The organism is Streptomyces sp. NBC_00247, from assembly GCF_036188265.1.
Taxonomy (GTDB): domain Bacteria; phylum Actinomycetota; class Actinomycetes; order Streptomycetales; family Streptomycetaceae; genus Streptomyces.
Window position 1 is genome coordinate 2565457 of sequence record NZ_CP108093.1, and the last position, 15650, is coordinate 2581106.

The following is a 15650-nucleotide window of genomic DNA, read 5'->3' on the forward strand; positions in this document are numbered from 1 at the left end:
ACACCGGGCGGCTTGCCGCCGGGCGGGCGTCGATCCCACCGGGCCACGGGGAGCACCGGGCCACGTGCGGCGCCGGGCCACGGAGAGCGCCGGGCCACGGGTGGGGCACCGGCGCTCCTCTGGCTACGACCCCAGGATCGTGGTCAGGAACTCCCCGGTCCACGCCAGCAGTTCGCGGCCCACGACCGGCTTGCCGCCGATGCGGCCGGTGGTCGGGCGGGGGACGAGGATCTGGTGGGCGGGGGCCTTGATGACGGTCTTCGGGTGGAGGCGCTTGAGGCGCAGTTCCTGCGACTCGCGGAGTTCCACCGGGGCGAAGCGGATGTTGGAGCCCTGGAGGACGATCTCGCCGACTCCGCAGGCGCGGGCCAGCATGCGCAGCCCGGCCACCAGAAGGAGGTTCTCGACGGGTTCGGGGAGCTTGCCGTAGCGGTCGGTGAGCTCCTCGCGGACCGCGCGGACGTCCTCCTCGGAGTTGGCGGAGGCGATGGCGCGGTACGCCTGGAGGCGGAGCCGCTCGCCGGGGGCGTAGTCGTGGGGGACGTGGGCGTCGACCGGGAGCTCGATCTTGACCTCCAGCGGCGCTTCCTCCTCGACGGTGCCGTCCATCTGGGCGCGGTAGTCGGCGACGGCCTCGCCGACCATGCGGATGTAGAGGTCGAAGCCGACGCCCGCGATGTGGCCGGACTGTTCGCCGCCGAGGAGGTTGCCCGCGCCGCGGATCTCCAGGTCCTTCATGGCGACGTACATGCCGGCGCCCATCTCGGTGTGCTGGGCGATGGTGGCCAGGCGTTCGTGGGCGGTCTCGGTGAGCGGCTTCTCCGGCGGGTAGAGGAAGTAGGCGTACCCGCGGTCGCGGCCTCGGCCCACCCGGCCGCGCAGCTGGTGGAGTTGGGAGAGGCCGAAGTTGTCGCCGCGCTCGACGATGAGGGTGTTGGCGTTGGAGATGTCGATGCCGGACTCGACGATGGTGGTGGAGACGAGGACGTCGAACCTCTTCTCCCAGAAGTCCACCACGACCTGTTCCAGGGCCTGTTCGGACATCTGGCCGTGCGCCGTGGCGATCCGGGCCTCGGGGACGATCTCGCGGAGCCGGGCGGCTGCGCGGTCGATGGACTCGACCCGGTTGTGGATGTAGAACACCTGTCCCTCGCGCAGGAGTTCACGCCGTACGGCGGCGCCGATCTGCTTCTCCTCGTACGGGCCGACGAAGGTCAGTACGGGGTGGCGCTCCTCGGGCGGGGTGGTGATGGTGGACATCTCGCGGATGCCGGTCACGGCCATTTCGAGGGTACGGGGGATGGGCGTGGCGGACATGGTGAGGACGTCGACGTTGGCGCGGAGCTTCTTGAGCTGCTCCTTGTGCTCGACGCCGAAGCGCTGTTCCTCGTCGACGATGACCAGGCCGAGGTCCTTGAACTTGGTCTCGGAGGAGAACAGCCGGTGGGTGCCGATGACGAGGTCGACGGCGCCGTCCTTCAGCCCGGCCAGGGTGGCCTTGGAGTCCGCCTCGGACTGGAAGCGGCTCAACGCCCGCACATTGACGGGGAATTGCGAGTACCGCTCGGTGAAGGTGCCGTAGTGCTGCTGGACCAGGAGGGTCGTGGGGACGAGCACGGCGACCTGCTTGCCGTCCTGGACGGCCTTGAAGGCGGCGCGTACCGCGATCTCGGTCTTGCCGTAGCCGACGTCGCCGCAGATCAGGCGGTCCATCGGGACCGTCTTCTCCATGTCCTCCTTGACCTCGGCGATCGTGGAGAGCTGGTCGGGCGTCTCCGCGTACGGGAAGGCGTCCTCCAGTTCGCGCTGCCACGGGGTGTCGGGGGCGAAGGCGTGGCCGGGGGCGGCCATGCGGGCGCTGTAGAGCCTGATCAGGTCGCCGGCGATCTCCTTGACGGCCTTCTTGGCGCGCTGCTTGGTCTTCGTCCAGTCGGCGCCGCCGAGGCGGTGCAGGGTCGGCGCCTCACCACCCACGTACTTGGTGACCTGTTCCAGCTGGTCGGTCGGGATGTAGAGCCGGTCGCCGGGCTGGCCGCGCTTGGCGGCGGCGTACTCGACGAGCAGGTACTCGCGGGTCGCGTTCTGGACGGTGCGCTGCACCATCTCGATGTACCGGCCGACGCCGTGCTGCTCGTGGACGATGTAGTCGCCCGCTTCCAGCGTCAGCGGGTCGATGGTCTTGCGGCGGCGGGCCGGCATCCGGCCGAGTTCCTTGGTGGCGGTGCGCTGGCCGGTGAGGTCGGTCTCGGTGAGCACCGCGAGCTTGAGCCCGGCGTCGATGAACCCGTGGTCGATGGCCCCGCAGGAGACGTGCACGACGGAGGGCGAGATCTCCGTCAGGTCGGCGTCGAGCCGGGCGGCGATGCCCTCGCCGCCGAGCACCTCGACGGTCCGCGAGGCGAGCCCCTGGCCCTCGGTGACGTAGACCGTGCGCCAGCCGTCGGCGATCCACCCCTTGGTGTCGGCGAGCGCGCGTGCGGTGTCGCCCCGGTACGCCTCCGGGGCGCGCATCCCGAGCTTGAGGGTGTCCTCGTCCAGCTCGTCGTCGGCGGCGAACGGGGAGGTGGACCACCACATCATGCCGAGCTCGCGGGCCCGGTCGCGTACGTCCGCGATGGACCGGAGGGAGGCCGCGTCCACGTCGATCGGGGCCTCACCGCCGCCCGCCGTGGCCGCCCAGGACGCCTGGAGGAACTCCTGGCTGGTGGCGACGAGGTCCGCCGCGCGGGTACGGACCCGCTCGGGGTCGCAGACCAGCGCCATGGCGCCCTTCGGCAGGACGTCCAGCAGCAGCTCCATGTCGTCCACCAGCACCGGCGCCAGGGACTCCATGCCCTCGACCGCGATGCCTTCGGCGATCTTGCCCAGCAGCTCGCCCAGCTCCGGGTGGGCCTCGGCGAGCTCGGCGGCACGCCCGCGGACCTCGTCGGTGAGCAGCAGCTCCCGGCAGGGCGCGGCCCACAGCCCGTGTTCGGCGACCTCCAGGGAGCGCTGGTCGGCGACCTTGAAGTACCGGATCTCCTCGACGTCGTCGCCCCAGAACTCGACCCGCAGCGGGTGTTCCTCGGTCGGCGGGAAGACGTCCAGGATGCCGCCGCGCACCGCGAACTCGCCGCGCTTCTCGACGAGTTCGACCCGTGAGTACGCGGCTGCGGCGAGCGCCTCCACCACCTCGCCCAGGTCGGCGCTCTGTCCGCCGACCAGCGATACGGGTTCCAGGTCGCCGAGCCCCTTGACCTGCGGCTGGAGCACGGAGCGTACGGGCGCCACGACCACGCTCACCGGCCCGGTCTCCGGGTCGTCGGCGCGCGGGTGCACGAGACGGCGCAGTACGGCGAGGCGGCGCCCCACGGTGTCGGAGCGGGGCGAGAGCCGCTCGTGCGGCAGCGTCTCCCAGGACGGGTACTCGGCGACGGAGTCCGCGGGCAGCAGGGTGCGCAGCGCGGCGGCCAGATCCTCGGCCTCGCGTCCGGTGGCGGTGACCGCGAGGATCGTACGGCCGGTCCCCCGGGCCAGCGAGGCCACGGCGAAGGGGCGCGCGGCGGGCGGTCCCACCAGGTCGACGTGCATCCGGTGACCGTCGGTGGCGGCCTTCACCGCTTCGGAGAGCGCGGGATCGCGTGCGACGAGATCCAGCAGACCGTGCAGGCTCATGGAGGGCTTCCGTCCGGGGTGGCTTCGGGCTTCCCGGCAGCCGGCTGCTGCCAGGAGCTGCGCGCCGCGCCCGTGGGGCACAACGCGAAGGGCCCGACACGTGGAACGGGCCGGGGTCTCCACCCTACGACTCGGGACGGACAGTCGCGTCCGCGACGGGGTGCGGGCGGGCGCTCGGGGCGCTCCGCACGCCCCCGGGCGCCGCCGGGCGGCCCCGGGCGGCCCCGGCTGCGGGGAGGTGGCCGGAACCGACCGTAGCGGGGCGGTTCGGGCCGGCCGTAGGGTGCGCCGATGGTGTTCGGGGTGCTTCGTACGCGACGAGCGACGCGATCCGCGCCGTACACGGGCGCGGCCACGGTGTGCCTGCTGCTCGCGGTGGCCGTGCGTCCGAGCGGTCTGCTGATCCTCGTCCTCGGGCGAGTGGTCCCCGGGTGGGCGACGGGCGCGGCCCTGATCCTCGGGTCCGTCGTCCTGCGGCGTGCCGGTGAGGCTCGGCGCCCACCGGAGCGCGACCGGGCAGCTCCGCGCCGTGCGGCGCTCGCGCGGTACCTGCGCGTCGCGCTGATGGTGCTGGGCGGCTGGATGTGCGTCCTCGGGGCGCTGCTCGACCTCACCGCGCACTACGAGGTCCTGCGGCCGGCCGGCCCGGACGGCTGCACGGCCGTCGTGCGGGAGGCCGCGTTCCTGTACGGCCACGACGGCGAGCTGTACACGGTGGGCCAAAGCGGCACGGCCTGGAAGCCCTCGGCCTCGTGGCACGCCGCCAACGGCCACCACGCCGCCCCGTACGAGCTGCGGTGGACCGGGGACGGGGGCACCCTCGCGGTCAGCGGCATCGACGCCGCTCCGGGCACGGACGGCCCGCTGCGCTTCGGCTGCGGCTGACGGGGGCCGTACGCACGCCTCCCCGTACCCGAGTACGTTCCGTTCCCGTACCCGAGTACGTACCCGTCACCACGGCACCCCGCGACGTTCCGAGGAACGTCGCGGGGTGCCGTGGTGCTCGGTGCGGCGCCCGGCCGCCCGCTCAGCCGTCCGTGGCGATGGCGGCGAGGACGTTCATCCGCCCGGCCCGGAAGGCCGGTACGAGGGCGGCGAACAGGCCGACGAAGGCGGAGGCGACGAAGACGGTGATGATCGTCGGCCAGGGGATCTCCAGCGCGTTCAGCCCTTCCAGCGCGAGGAGTTGCTGGGCGGAGGCGCCCCAGCCCATGCCGAGGCCGAGGCCGAGCAGGGCGCCGAAGAGGGCGATGACCACCGACTCCAGGCGGATCATCCGGCGCAGCTGCCGGCGGGAGAGGCCGATGGCCCTCAACAGGCCGATCTCACGGGTGCGTTCGACGACGGAGAGGGCGAGGGTGTTCACCACGCCGAGAACCGCGACGACGATGGCGAGCGCGAGCAGGCCGTAGACGATGTTGAGCAGCTGGCCCACCTGGTCCTGGAGGTCTTCCTTGTAGTCGGCCTGGTTGCGGGGCTGGTAGACCGGGTAGGGCGCGAGGGCCTTCTTCAGCGCCGCGTAGGCCGTCTCCTCCTGGCCGTCCTTCGCCTGCGCGAACATCAGCAGGCTGTCCGGGAGTTGGTCGGCAGCGACGTACTTGGCGGCGGTGGCGCGACCGATGTACCTCGCTCCGCCGTCGATGCTGGTGTCGTCGGACATGACGGCGGCGACCGTGAGCTTCGCCGTAGCGCCGGCCTTGAACGCCACGTCGAGGGTGTCGCCGACCTTGACGCCGTGCTTCTTCGCGTAGTCCTCGCCGACGGCCACGGCGTCCTCGGCGTAGGCGGCGGCGAGGTCGCCGGAGAGGACCTCGCGGTGCACGTCCTGCTGGTAGCTGGAGTCGGCGGCGACCAGGCCGTCGTCGTCCTTGGCCCCGTCGGGGGAGGTCAGGGTGGCGTTGAGGTAGGTGTAGTGGGTGACGTGCTCCAGGCCGGGGACGGCCTCGATGGCCTTGGCGGCCTGCGGCACGATCGGCTGGCCGTCGGCGGTCTGCACGATGAAGTCCGCGCCCACCGACTTGTCGAGCTCGTCGCTGACGGAGGCGACCATGGACGCGCCGACGACCGAGAGGCAGGCCACCAGGGCGAGGCCGATCATGAGGGCCGCGCCGGTGGCTCCGGTGCGGCGCGGGTTGCGCAGGGCGTTGCGTTCGGCCATGCAGCCGACCGGGCCGAAGAACCGGAGCAGGACCGCGCTGAGCGCCCGTACGACGACTCCGGCGAGGAGCGGGCCGATCACGATGAACCCGAGAAGGGTGAGGACCACGCCCACACCGAGCAGGACCGATCCGCCCTTCGCCTCGTCCGCGCTCGCGGTGGCCCAGAGGGCTGCGGCGCCGGCGCCGGTGAGGAGGACGCCGAGGGCGGCGCGGACGCGTCCGGCCCGGCCGTCGGCAGGGGTACCGGCGTCCCGCAGGGCGGCCATCGGCGACACCTTCCCGGCACGCCGGGCGGGTACGTACGCGGCGAGCACGGTGACGACGATGCCGAGCGCGAGGCCGACGACGGGGGTGGTCCAGGCGACGGTGAGGTCGTCGGTGGACAGCTCCATGCCGACGGCCCCCATCAGCTGCATGAGGCCGACCGCGAGCCCGACGCCCGCCGCGACGCCGAGGACCGAGCCGACGATGCCGAGGAGGAAGGCTTCGACGAGTACGGAGCGGTTGACCTGGCGGCGGCTGGAGCCGATGGCGCGCATCAGGCCGAGTTCGCGGGTGCGCTGGGCGACCAGCATGGAGAAGGTGTTGACGATGAGGAAGATGCCGACGAGGAAGGCGATTCCGGCGAAGCCGAGCATCGCGTACTTCATCACGTCGAGGAAGGACCCCATGGAGTCCTTGCCGTCCTCGGCCGATTCGGCCTGCGTCTTCAGGGTGTAGAGCGAGGTGTCGCCGAGCGCCGTCGCCACGTTGGCCTTCAACCGGGCGTCCGAGACACCGGGTTCGGCGGTGACGCTGATCATGCTGTACGAGTCGGGGCGGCCGAGGAGCTTCGTCTGGGCGGTCTCGGTGTCGAAGTAGGCGATGGCCGCGCCGGGGTTGGTGACGGTGAACTCGGCGATGCCGACGATCTTCGCCCGGAGGTCACCGGCCGAGGTGATGGTGCGCAGCTCGTCACCGAGCTTCAGTCCGTGCTTGTCGGCGGTACCCGAGTCGATCATCGTCTCGGTGGGGCCGCGCGGCGCGTGGCCCGAGCTGATCTTCATCGAACGCAGGTCGTTGCGCGTCCAGTTGCCCGCTATGGTCGGGGCGCCCGTCTCCGGGCTGAGGTTCTTGTCGTGGCTGTCGACGAGCGTCACCTGGAGGGTGGAGACCTGGCCCTCGGCGTACTTGACGCCCTCGGCCTTCTCGACCTGCGCGAGGAGCGAGGCCGGCATGGTCTCCGGCTTGCCGTAGTCCGGTACGGCGTCGGACTCCTCGGCCGACTTGAGGCCGACCGAGACGTCCGGCGCGGAGACCGTGAAGAGCTTGTCGAACGTCGTGTTCATGGTATCGGTGAAGACGAGCGTGCCGCAGACGAAGGCCACCGACAGCAGGACGGCGACGGCCGAGAGGGCCATCCGCCCCTTGTGCGCGAGGAAGTTGCGCAGCGAGGTCTTGAAGACGGTCATGACGTCCGCCCACGGGTGTCGAAGTTCTTCATGCGGTCGAGGACCTGGTCGGCCGTGGGATTGCGCATCTCGTCGACGATCTTGCCGTCCGCGAGGTAGAGCACCCGGTCCGCGTAGGACGCGGCGACCGGGTCGTGGGTGACCATGACGATGGTCTGGCCCAGCTGGTCCACGGAGGTGCGGAGGAAGGAGAGCACCTCGGCGCCGGCCCGCGAGTCGAGGTTTCCGGTCGGCTCGTCACCGAAGATGATCTCGGGCCGGGCGGCCAGCGCGCGGGCGACCGCGACGCGCTGCTGCTGGCCGCCGGAGAGCTGTGTCGGCCGGTGCTTCAGCCGGTCGCCGAGGCCCACGGTCTCCACGACCTGCTGGAGCCAGGCGGCGTCGGGCTTGCGGCCCGCGATGTCCATCGGCAGCGTGATGTTCTCCAGCGCGTTCAGCGTCGGCAGCAGGTTGAACGCCTGGAAGATGAACCCGATGCGGTCGCGGCGGAGTTGGGTGAGCTTCTTGTCCTTGAGGCCGGTGATCATCGTCTCGTGGAGGAAGATCTCGCCGGAGGTCACCGTGTCGAGTCCGGCCAGGCAGTGCATCAGCGTCGACTTGCCGGAGCCCGACGGGCCCATGATCGCGGTGAACTCGCCGCGTGCGATGTCGACATCGACGTGGTCGAGGGCGACGACCCGGGTCTCGCCGGTGCCGTACGCCTTCACCACCTGACGTGCTCGCGCTGCCACGGCAGTCCGTTCTCCGGCGCCCCCGTGCCTGGGATTGGTCACAGCCGTCGTCACGATTCTCTCCTCCGGGGTCGGGCGTACACCGCCCTGCGAACGCGGTGGACCCCCCGTCCACCGTCACCGGCCGCACTCCGCGACCTGATGAATACGCTAGGGAATGACGTGCCCCGATCACGTCGTCCACGGGGAGGACCGTCCCCTTGGGCGCTGGGGGGAGCTTCCCCTAGGGGTTCGCGGAATCCGCCTCGTCCTGGAGACGGTGGGGGTAACCCCCCTCGCCCCGGAGACGGGAGCTCCCCGGTCGTCCGTCGACTGTCGCCCGGGGCAGCAGGAGCGGTGTGGCCAGGATGAGCAGTCCCGCGACCGTGAGAGCGGTGCGCGGCCCGGTGACGTCCGCGAGCAGCCCGGCGAGTGCGGTGAGCACGGCGATGGACGCCTGCTGGCCGATCGACCATGCGGTCAGGGTGCGGGCGACGAGATGCTCGGGGGTGTGTTCGAGCCGGTAGGTGGCGAGCACCGGGCCGTACAGGCTCATGTGGACGATGATGGCCAGCTCGACGGCCATCACGGTGACGAGGCCGACGACGCCGGGACCGACGAAGGCCAAGCCGATCAGCCAGACGGCACGCAGGGTGCCGACAATCCGGAAGACCCGGTGCCGGCCGAAGCGGTGCACGACACGACGGGCTGCCCGGGAGCCGATGAGGCCGCCGAGGCAGGGGGCGGCGAAGGCGAGGGCGTACTGCCAGGGCGGGAACCCGAGCGTGCGGAGCAGGAGTACGGCCAGCAGCGGTTCGGTGGCCATGATCAGTCCGGCGACGCACACCTGGTTGAGATAGAGAGGGCGCAGTACGGGGTGGCCCATGATGTGCCGCCAGCCGTCGAGCAGGGCGCCCGCCCGGAGCGGGCTCTTTCCCCTCGTTCGCGGAGTTTCATCAGGGTCCCGGATCGCGGTGATGCCCAGCGCGGAGAGCAGGTAGCTGAGCGCGTCGGCCACCACGGTGGTGACCGGCCCGAACAGGCCGATCGCCGCCCCGCCGAGCGGCGGCCCGACCGCGATGGAGCTCCAGTTCGTGGACTCGAACCGCGCGTTGGCGACGAGCAGGTCGTCCGGCCGGACGAGGCCCTTGAGGTAGGCGCCGCTCGCCGCGTTGAAGGCGATCTTGGCTGCGGCGACCACCGCCGAGACCACGAACAGTTGGGCGAGACCCAGGAGTCCGAGGGCGTAGGCGAGGGGGATCGTCGCCATGGCCGCGAACCGGACCACGTCCATCATGATCATGACCGGGCGCTTGCGCCGGAACTCCACCCACGGCGCGAGCGGCACCGCGATCAGCGCGCCCACCGCCGGCCCCACCGCGGACAGCGCGGACACCTCGGCGGGTCCGGCACGCAACGCCAGTACGGCGATCAGCGGCAACGCCCCGAATCCGAGCCCGGACCCGTAGGCGCTCACCGCGTACGACGCCCACAGCCAGCCGAAATTCCGGCCCAACCGACTCCTGCCCACCATGCCCGGCGCACTCCCCTCAAGGTCCCACTCGAACAAACCAGCGTTGGCTCAGGAGAGCCAATCGGGCGTGACCACCGCAGGTCAAACAACCGATCGGCCGGAAATCCACAACCATCGGTTGTTCACGGCCTTGGCCCTTAGGGTGGGTCGGCGTGGACCTCGAAGCAGTACGCACCTTCGTCGCCGTCACGGAAGCGGGCCAGTTCCGGCAGGCCGCCGCCGACCTGTCGATCACCCAGCAGGCCGTCTCCAAACGCGTCGCAGCGCTGGAACGCACCCTCGGCGTGCGGTTGTTCATCCGTGCCCCACGCGGCGCCGAGCTCACCATCGACGGGCGGGCGTTCCTGCCCCACGCGCGCGAGCTGCTGCGCGTCGCCGAGCGTGCGGGCGCGTCCGTGCGCCCCGGCCGCCGTCCGCTGCGCGTCGACGTGATCACCTCGCGCAGCGCGCAGTCGGGCCTGATGCGCGACTTCCACCGCGCGCACCCCGGCATCGAGCTCGACGTGATGATGCTGTTCGACATCGAGACGGCCGTCGCCGCCATCCGGTCCGGTGCGATCGACGCGTCCTTCCGCGCGGTCGCCGCGCCCGGCCGGCCCCTTCCCGAGGACATCGTCTCCGTCCGGGTCCTCGACGAGCCGCTCCAGCTCCTCACCGGCCCCGCCCACGCACTGGCGGACGCCCGGTCGGTGACCGTCGCCCAGCTCGCCGGGCACCGGATCTGGATGCCCGGTCTCACCCCCGGTACCGAATGGGCCGCCTACTACGACGACCTCGTCGCCGAATTCGGCCTCACCATCGAGGCGACCGGCCCCAACTTCGGCTCCGACGCCCTCCTCGACACCATCGCCGACACCCCGGCCCTGGCCACCTTCATGGGCGAGCACTCCCGCCTCATCTGGCCCGCGGGCCACGGCCTGCGCCGCATCCCGGTGACCGGTCCGACGCCCGTCTACCCGCACTCGCTCCTCTGGCACCGCGACAGCCCCCACCCGGCGCTGGCCACTCTCCGCGCCCACCTCGCCGCCACGACGACCGGCCACGACGCCGTCGGGACCTGGGTGCCGGACTGGGTGCTTCCGCGCTGAAGACCCCGTCCGCGCTGAAGACCCCCGCTCACGCTGAAGACCCCCGCTCACGAGGACGCCCGCCGCAGAGCGCGGCGGACCCGTACCGAACGGAATGAGACAGTGTTCCCCGGCAGATACGTGCAGGGGGAAGGAATGTCTGTGGGCGCCACGAGCAACCCGGACGGCACCGACGCGGGACGCGACCCCGCCACCACCCCGGAGCCGGCGACGCCGCCGCGTCCCCCCGTGCCCCGGGCAGTCGTCGCGGCGCTGATGGTGGCGATGGCGCTGGCCGCCGTGGACGGCACGATCGTCTCCACGGCGGTGCCGCAGATCGTCGGCGACCTCGGCGGGTTCACGGTGTTCTCGTGGCTGTTCTCCGGCTATCTGCTGGCGGTGACCGTCACCCTGCCGGTGTACGGGAAGCTCTCCGACACCTTCGGCCGCAAGCCTGTACTGGTGGCCGGAATCGTGCTGTTCGCGGTGGGTTCGCTGCTCTGCGCCTCCGCGTGGAACATGACGGCGCTGATCGCCTTCCGGGTCGTCCAGGGTCTGGGGGGCGGCGCGCTCCAGGGGACGGTGCAGACCATCGCGGCAGATCTCTTCCCGCTCAAGGAGCGCCCGAAGATCCAGGCCAAGATATCGACGGTCTGGGCGACTTCGTCCGTGGCGGGGCCCGCGATCGGCGGCCTGCTCGCCACGTACGCGGACTGGCGCTGGATCTTCCTGGTGAACCTGCCGGTCGGCGCCCTGGCGCTCTGGCTGGTGGTACGCCACTTCCACGAACCGTCCCGCCCGCGCCCCGCCACGGCGACCCGGATCGACTGGGCGGGCGCGCTCGGCATCTTCGCCTCCACCGCGCTGCTGCTGACCGCCCTCGTCCAGGGCGGGGTCGCCTGGGACTGGCTCTCGGCGCCGTCGCTGATCCTGTTCGGAGCGAGCGTGGTGCTCGCCGCGCTGACGGTCGCGGTGGAGCGGTGCGCGGCCGACCCGATCGTGCCGGGGTGGGTGTGGCGGCGACGCCCGATCGCGGCGGTCAATCTGGCGCTGGGCGCGATGGGGCTGCTGATGGTGGCGCCGACCGTGTTCCTGCCGACCTACGCGCAGTCGGTGCTCGGGCTCGGGGCGATCCCGGCCGGCTTCGTGCTCTCGGTAATGACGCTGAGCTGGCCGGTGGCGGCGGCCCTGTCGAACCGGGTGTACGGACGGATCGGGTTCCGCTCCACCGCGATGATCGGCATGGCCGGCGCGCTGCTGGTGCTGCTCGCGTTCCCGGCGCTCCCCTATCCGGGGGCGGTGTGGCAGCCGGTCCTGATCATGCTGCTCCTCGGTGCCTCGCTCGGGCTCTTCCAGCTCCCGCTGATCGTGGGCGTGCAGTCGACGGTGGGGTGGGCCGAGCGCGGTACGACGACGGCCTCCGTCCTCTTCTGCCGCCAGCTCGGCCAGTCGCTGGGCGCCGCCCTCTTCGGCGCCGTCGCCAACGCGACCCTGGCGGCCCGGCTCGACGGCGCCGCCGCCGCGGGGCTGCCCGGTGACCTGGACTCCGTCTCGCACGCGCTGGAGGACCCGGGCGCGCTGACCGCCCACGCCGCCGACACCCTGCGGCGAGCGGTGGACGCGGCGGTCGACCACGTGTACCTGGGCGCGGCGGCGGCTGCCGCCCTGGCGCTGCTCGTCCTGCTCGTGGTGGCCCCGAAGCGGTTCCCGCTGGTCGCCGAGGAGCCGGCCCAGGGTGCGGGCGGGCGCTGAGGCGCCGCTCCGCTCCTCACGTCCCGGCAGTGCGTCGCGCATTCCGACCGGCCCGCGCGCAAGGTCGCCAACTGGCCGATTTGCAGAGGCAGTTCGGCCATTCTTCGCCATCCGCTCGCTACCCGTGAGTAACGTCGCCACGATGCCACCAGCAGTCCCGTCCGTGTGCCTTGCAGTCCCCCTCGTACCGGCTCGTGCAAGGAGCAGCACTGCCCATGTCCCACGCGCAGCCCGAGCCCCGCGAGCCCCTTGAGCTCCCTCCCCCGCCGCCACCGTTCCAGCGCGACTACCTGCTCCCCTGGCAGAGCTCCCCGCCGCCGGAACCCCCGGTGTCACGCTTCCCGGTGGCGACGGGCACCCGCTCGCAGGCGCCGGGCCGCCACCGCGACCTGCGGCGGCTGCGTACCTCGTACCGGGTACTGCGCCGGGTCTCCACGGTCACGGCGCTCGGCTACTTCACCGCGTTGCTGGTGCTCTCCGCGTACGCCCCCGGAGCGATGGGCCGGGACGTCGGGATCGGCGGCCTCAACCTCGGGCTGCTGCTCGCACTCGCCCAACTGCCCATCGCCCTGGTGGCCGTGGTGCTCTACGAGCACACCGCGCGACGCACCGTGGACCCGCTCGCCGCCGAGCTGCGCCAACGCGCCCGGCGCACCGACTCCTCGGTCCGGCCCAGCAGTTGGGGTACCGACCGATGACCGGCTTCGACGAGTCCGCGCAGGCGACGTCCCTCGTGGTCTTCATCGCCGTGGCCACCATCGTGCTGCTGCTCTGCGTTCTGGCCGGCCCCGACCGGGACAACCTGGAGGAGTTCTACGCCGGATACGGCGATCTGGCGCCGCTTCGCAACGGCCTGGCCATCGCGGGGGATTACCTCTCCGCGGCCACCGTGCTCAGCACCACCGGCGTCATCGCACTCACCGGCTACGACGGACTGGTCCTCGTGCTGAGCACGGTCCTCTCGCTCATGCTGCTGATGTTCCTGCTGGCCGAACCCCTGCGCAACGCGGGCCGGTTCACGCTGGGGGACGTACTCGCCCGCCGCTCCCCCGGGCGCGCGGTGCGGATCACCGCCTGCACGGTCACGCTCGTCGCCCTCGTACCGTTCATGGCGGTCCAACTGGCGGGAAGCGGAAACCTCCTGGCGTTCATCCTCGGCTTCGACAGCTCCGGTTTCCGCACCGGCGCGATCGCCGCCGTGGGCGCGGCGATGATCAGCTACGCGACGATCGGCGGGATGCGCTCCACCGCCCTGATCCAGATCATGAAGACGGTGACGCTCCTCGGAGCGGGGCTGCTCATCTCCGTACTGATCCTGGACCGTTTCCAGTGGGACACCGGTGCGCTGCTCGCCGCCGCCGCACGGCGCAGCGGGGCCGGGGACGCGTATCTGCGGGCGGGGCTCCAGTACGGGGGCGACGACCTCGACATGATCAGCTCGGAGCTCACCGTGGTGCTGGGAGCCGCGTGCCTGCCGCACATCATCATGCGGATGTCCGCCGTCAAGAGCGCCCGGGCGGTGCGCCGTTCGCTGTCGTGGGCGGTGTCGGCGGTGGCCCTCGTCTGCGTGTTCCTCACCGTGATCGGGTTCGGTGCGGCGGCCCTCGTCGGCCACGGTGCCGTCTCGGCGGGCGGCAGCCAGGGCAGCAGCGCGATCCTCCAGGTGACCAGTGTGGTCGCGGGCGGTGGCCGTACCGGGGCGCTGATCGCCACGACGATGACCACGGCGATCTTCCTGACGCTGCTCGCCTCGGTCGCCGGAATGACCCTGGCCTGTGCCAACTCCCTCGCCCACGACCTCTTCGCACACGGTCTGGCTCGCGAGGACCGGCCCGCCCCCGCTCCCCGTACCGAGATCATGACCGCCCAGGGTGCGGCGATCGGCGTCGGCATCCTCGCGACGGTGCTCGCGGTCGTGGCCCGGCACTGGAACGTCCAGGCGCTGGCGATCTTCTCGTTCTGCGTCGGTGCCTCGGCGCTCGCTCCGGCGCTCGTCTACAGCCTGTTCTGGCGGCGGTTCACGCGTACCGGCCTGCTCTGCACCCTGATCGTGGGCACCACCGGTGTGGTGGTGCTGATGTCGGGCACCAACCTGATCTCCGGGACCCCGGGGGCGGTCTTCCCGGACGTGGACGCGAACTGGTTCCCGTACACGACGACCGGGCTGGTCTCGATCCCGGTCGGCTTCCTCGCGGGCTGGCTGGGTACGGTCCTCGGCCGGCGGCCCGCCGCCGAGGAGCGCCGCCGTTACGAGCAGGTCGAGCCGTGGATTCTGGCGGGCGCGCCCCCGGCGACACGGCGCTGACGGGTGTCGCCGGGGGCCGGGGGCGGGCCGCAGCGGGGTCAGAGGCTGTCGAAGTCGGGGAGGGTGAGCGAGCCGTCGGCGGCGAGCGGGAAGCCCGGGTTGTGCGCGATCTCCCAGGCGTGGCCGTCCGGGTCGGTGAAGACACCGGCGTAGCCGCCGTAGAACGTCGTGGCCGCCGGGCGCGTGACGGTGGCACCCGCGCGCTCGGCCACCGCCATGAGCGCGTCGACCTCTTCGGGCGACCGGAGGTTCTGCGCGAGCGCGATCCCGCCGAAGCCGGCCGGGCCGTGGTCGTCCAGACCGCAGTCGGCCGCGAGCTTCTCGCGGGACCAGAGCACGACCGCGAGGCCGCCCACCTGGTAGAAGACCGTGTCCTGAACCGTCTGCCCCACCCACCCGAGGGCCTCGTAGAACGACCGCGCACGCGCGAGATCGGTGACGCCCAACGTGACGAGACTGATGCGCTGTTCCATGGGTGCCACGGTATCCGCGCCCGTCCACGTCACGGCTGTGGTCAGCGCGGCGCGTTGCGGCGTCCGTCGACGGCCGTCACTGCGTTCCGGGGAGCGGGTTTCCGGGGAGCGGTGCGGGGCGCCGGACCGGCACCCGGGTGGCTCGAACCACTCGGAACGCCGGTGCCTGGACGGAATCACCCCGGCGGGTCCACGGACGTGGGCGGAGCGCTGCTCGTCGGCGACGACCACGACGTCGGGGCGGGCCGAAGGCGCGACGTCCGGCCCGCACCGCCAGAGCGGCGAGGCCGGCGTTGGCGCCCCCACCGATCACGGCACCCATGCCGAAGGACGCCACCCGGCCGAGGACGATGATTCCCCGCTTCGTCCCGTACTTCGTGATGAAGTGCCTGCCGAGGGCCTTGTTGATCTGGCGCAAGGTCTCGACGGGCACCCTGGCGACGACTTGGCGACCCCAGTGCTGCCCCGTCCGCTCGGCGATCTTGCTGATGGTGGCGGTGCCGCTTCCCCCGAGCATGATTCCCAGCACGATCGTCCGGCGCCGG

General features: G+C 71.9%; 11 protein-coding genes. 5 read left to right on the forward strand and 6 right to left on the reverse strand.

The genetic code is table 11. The features are described from left to right. Positions 1-123: 123 nt before the first annotated feature. A complete protein-coding gene (gene mfd, locus OHT52_RS10650; RefSeq protein WP_328719896.1) occupies positions 124-3654 on the reverse strand; it encodes a transcription-repair coupling factor in 3531 nt (1176 codons plus the stop codon). 291 nt (positions 3655-3945) lie between these two features. On the opposite strand from mfd, the gene OHT52_RS10655 reads away from it, so the two are divergent. Next, the gene (locus tag OHT52_RS10655) at positions 3946-4539 is read left to right on the forward strand and encodes a hypothetical protein (protein ID WP_328719897.1); all 594 of its coding nucleotides are present in this window, start codon (positions 3946-3948) and stop codon (positions 4537-4539) included. A gap of 142 nt (positions 4540-4681) precedes the next feature. Here the strand turns inward: OHT52_RS10655 and OHT52_RS10660 are convergent, their stop codons facing one another. The 3 genes from OHT52_RS10660 to OHT52_RS10670 form a co-directional block, all read right to left on the reverse strand. Further along, positions 4682-7264 (reverse strand): ABC transporter permease, encoded by a 2583-nt coding sequence (locus OHT52_RS10660; protein WP_328719898.1) that lies wholly within the window; start codon positions 7262-7264, stop codon positions 4682-4684. Next, positions 7261-8049: an ABC transporter ATP-binding protein gene (locus OHT52_RS10665; protein WP_328719899.1), complete on the reverse strand. Its 789-nt coding sequence runs from the start codon at positions 8047-8049 to the stop codon at positions 7261-7263. Before OHT52_RS10665 ends, OHT52_RS10660 begins: the two co-directional genes overlap by 4 nt. Positions 8050-8218: 169 nt before the next feature. After that, a complete protein-coding gene (locus tag OHT52_RS10670) occupies positions 8219-9508 on the reverse strand; it encodes an MFS transporter (protein WP_328719900.1) in 1290 nt (429 codons plus the stop codon). 152 nt (positions 9509-9660) lie between these two features. Here OHT52_RS10670 and OHT52_RS10675 point away from each other — a divergent pair, with 152 nt between their 5' ends. From OHT52_RS10675 to OHT52_RS10690, 4 genes are all read left to right on the forward strand, one after another. After that, the gene (locus tag OHT52_RS10675; protein WP_328719901.1) at positions 9661-10596 is read left to right on the forward strand and encodes a LysR family transcriptional regulator; all 936 of its coding nucleotides are present in this window, start codon (positions 9661-9663) and stop codon (positions 10594-10596) included. A 135-nt stretch (positions 10597-10731) separates the two neighbouring features. Then, entirely contained in the window at positions 10732-12327 is a 1596-nt protein-coding gene (locus OHT52_RS10680; protein ID WP_443046545.1) for an MFS transporter, read from the forward strand. A 215-nt stretch (positions 12328-12542) separates the two neighbouring features. Next, on the forward strand, positions 12543-13025 hold the full coding sequence (locus tag OHT52_RS10685; protein ID WP_328719902.1) for a DUF485 domain-containing protein: 483 nt from the start codon (positions 12543-12545) through the stop codon (positions 13023-13025). Beyond that, entirely contained in the window at positions 13022-14632 is a 1611-nt protein-coding gene (locus OHT52_RS10690; RefSeq protein WP_328719903.1) for a sodium/solute symporter, read from the forward strand. Before OHT52_RS10685 ends, OHT52_RS10690 begins: the two co-directional genes overlap by 4 nt. Before the next feature lie 38 nt (positions 14633-14670). On the opposite strand, the gene OHT52_RS10695 is transcribed toward OHT52_RS10690, so the two are convergent. Both OHT52_RS10695 and OHT52_RS10700 read right to left on the reverse strand, forming a co-directional pair. Then, positions 14671-15105, reverse strand: coding sequence for a VOC family protein (locus OHT52_RS10695; protein ID WP_328719904.1), 435 nt, complete (start codon positions 15103-15105; stop codon positions 14671-14673). Positions 15106-15181: 76 nt separating this feature from the next. After that, positions 15182-15622 (reverse strand): hypothetical protein, encoded by a 441-nt coding sequence (locus OHT52_RS10700; RefSeq protein ID WP_328719905.1) that lies wholly within the window; start codon positions 15620-15622, stop codon positions 15182-15184. Positions 15623-15650: the final 28 nt, after the last annotated feature.

What these genes read in the sequence shown, in the direction of transcription:
- OHT52_RS10690 (WP_328719903.1), top strand. Translation starts at nt 13,022, where the DNA reads ATGACCGGCTTCGACGAGTCCGCGCAGGCGACGTCCCTCGTGGTCTTC.
- OHT52_RS10670 (WP_328719900.1), bottom strand. Translation starts at nt 9,508, where the DNA reads ATGGTGGGCAGGAGTCGGTTGGGCCGGAATTTCGGCTGGCTGTGGGCG.
- mfd (WP_328719896.1), bottom strand. Translation starts at nt 3,654, where the DNA reads ATGAGCCTGCACGGTCTGCTGGATCTCGTCGCACGCGATCCCGCGCTC.
- OHT52_RS10655 (WP_328719897.1), top strand. Translation starts at nt 3,946, where the DNA reads ATGGTGTTCGGGGTGCTTCGTACGCGACGAGCGACGCGATCCGCGCCG.
- OHT52_RS10685 (WP_328719902.1), top strand. Translation starts at nt 12,543, where the DNA reads ATGTCCCACGCGCAGCCCGAGCCCCGCGAGCCCCTTGAGCTCCCTCCC.
- OHT52_RS10660 (WP_328719898.1), bottom strand. Translation starts at nt 7,264, where the DNA reads ATGACCGTCTTCAAGACCTCGCTGCGCAACTTCCTCGCGCACAAGGGG.
- OHT52_RS10695 (WP_328719904.1), bottom strand. Translation starts at nt 15,105, where the DNA reads ATGGAACAGCGCATCAGTCTCGTCACGTTGGGCGTCACCGATCTCGCG.
- OHT52_RS10700 (WP_328719905.1), bottom strand. Translation starts at nt 15,622, where the DNA reads ATGCTCGGGGGAAGCGGCACCGCCACCATCAGCAAGATCGCCGAGCGG.
- OHT52_RS10680 (WP_443046545.1), top strand. Translation starts at nt 10,732, where the DNA reads ATGTCTGTGGGCGCCACGAGCAACCCGGACGGCACCGACGCGGGACGC.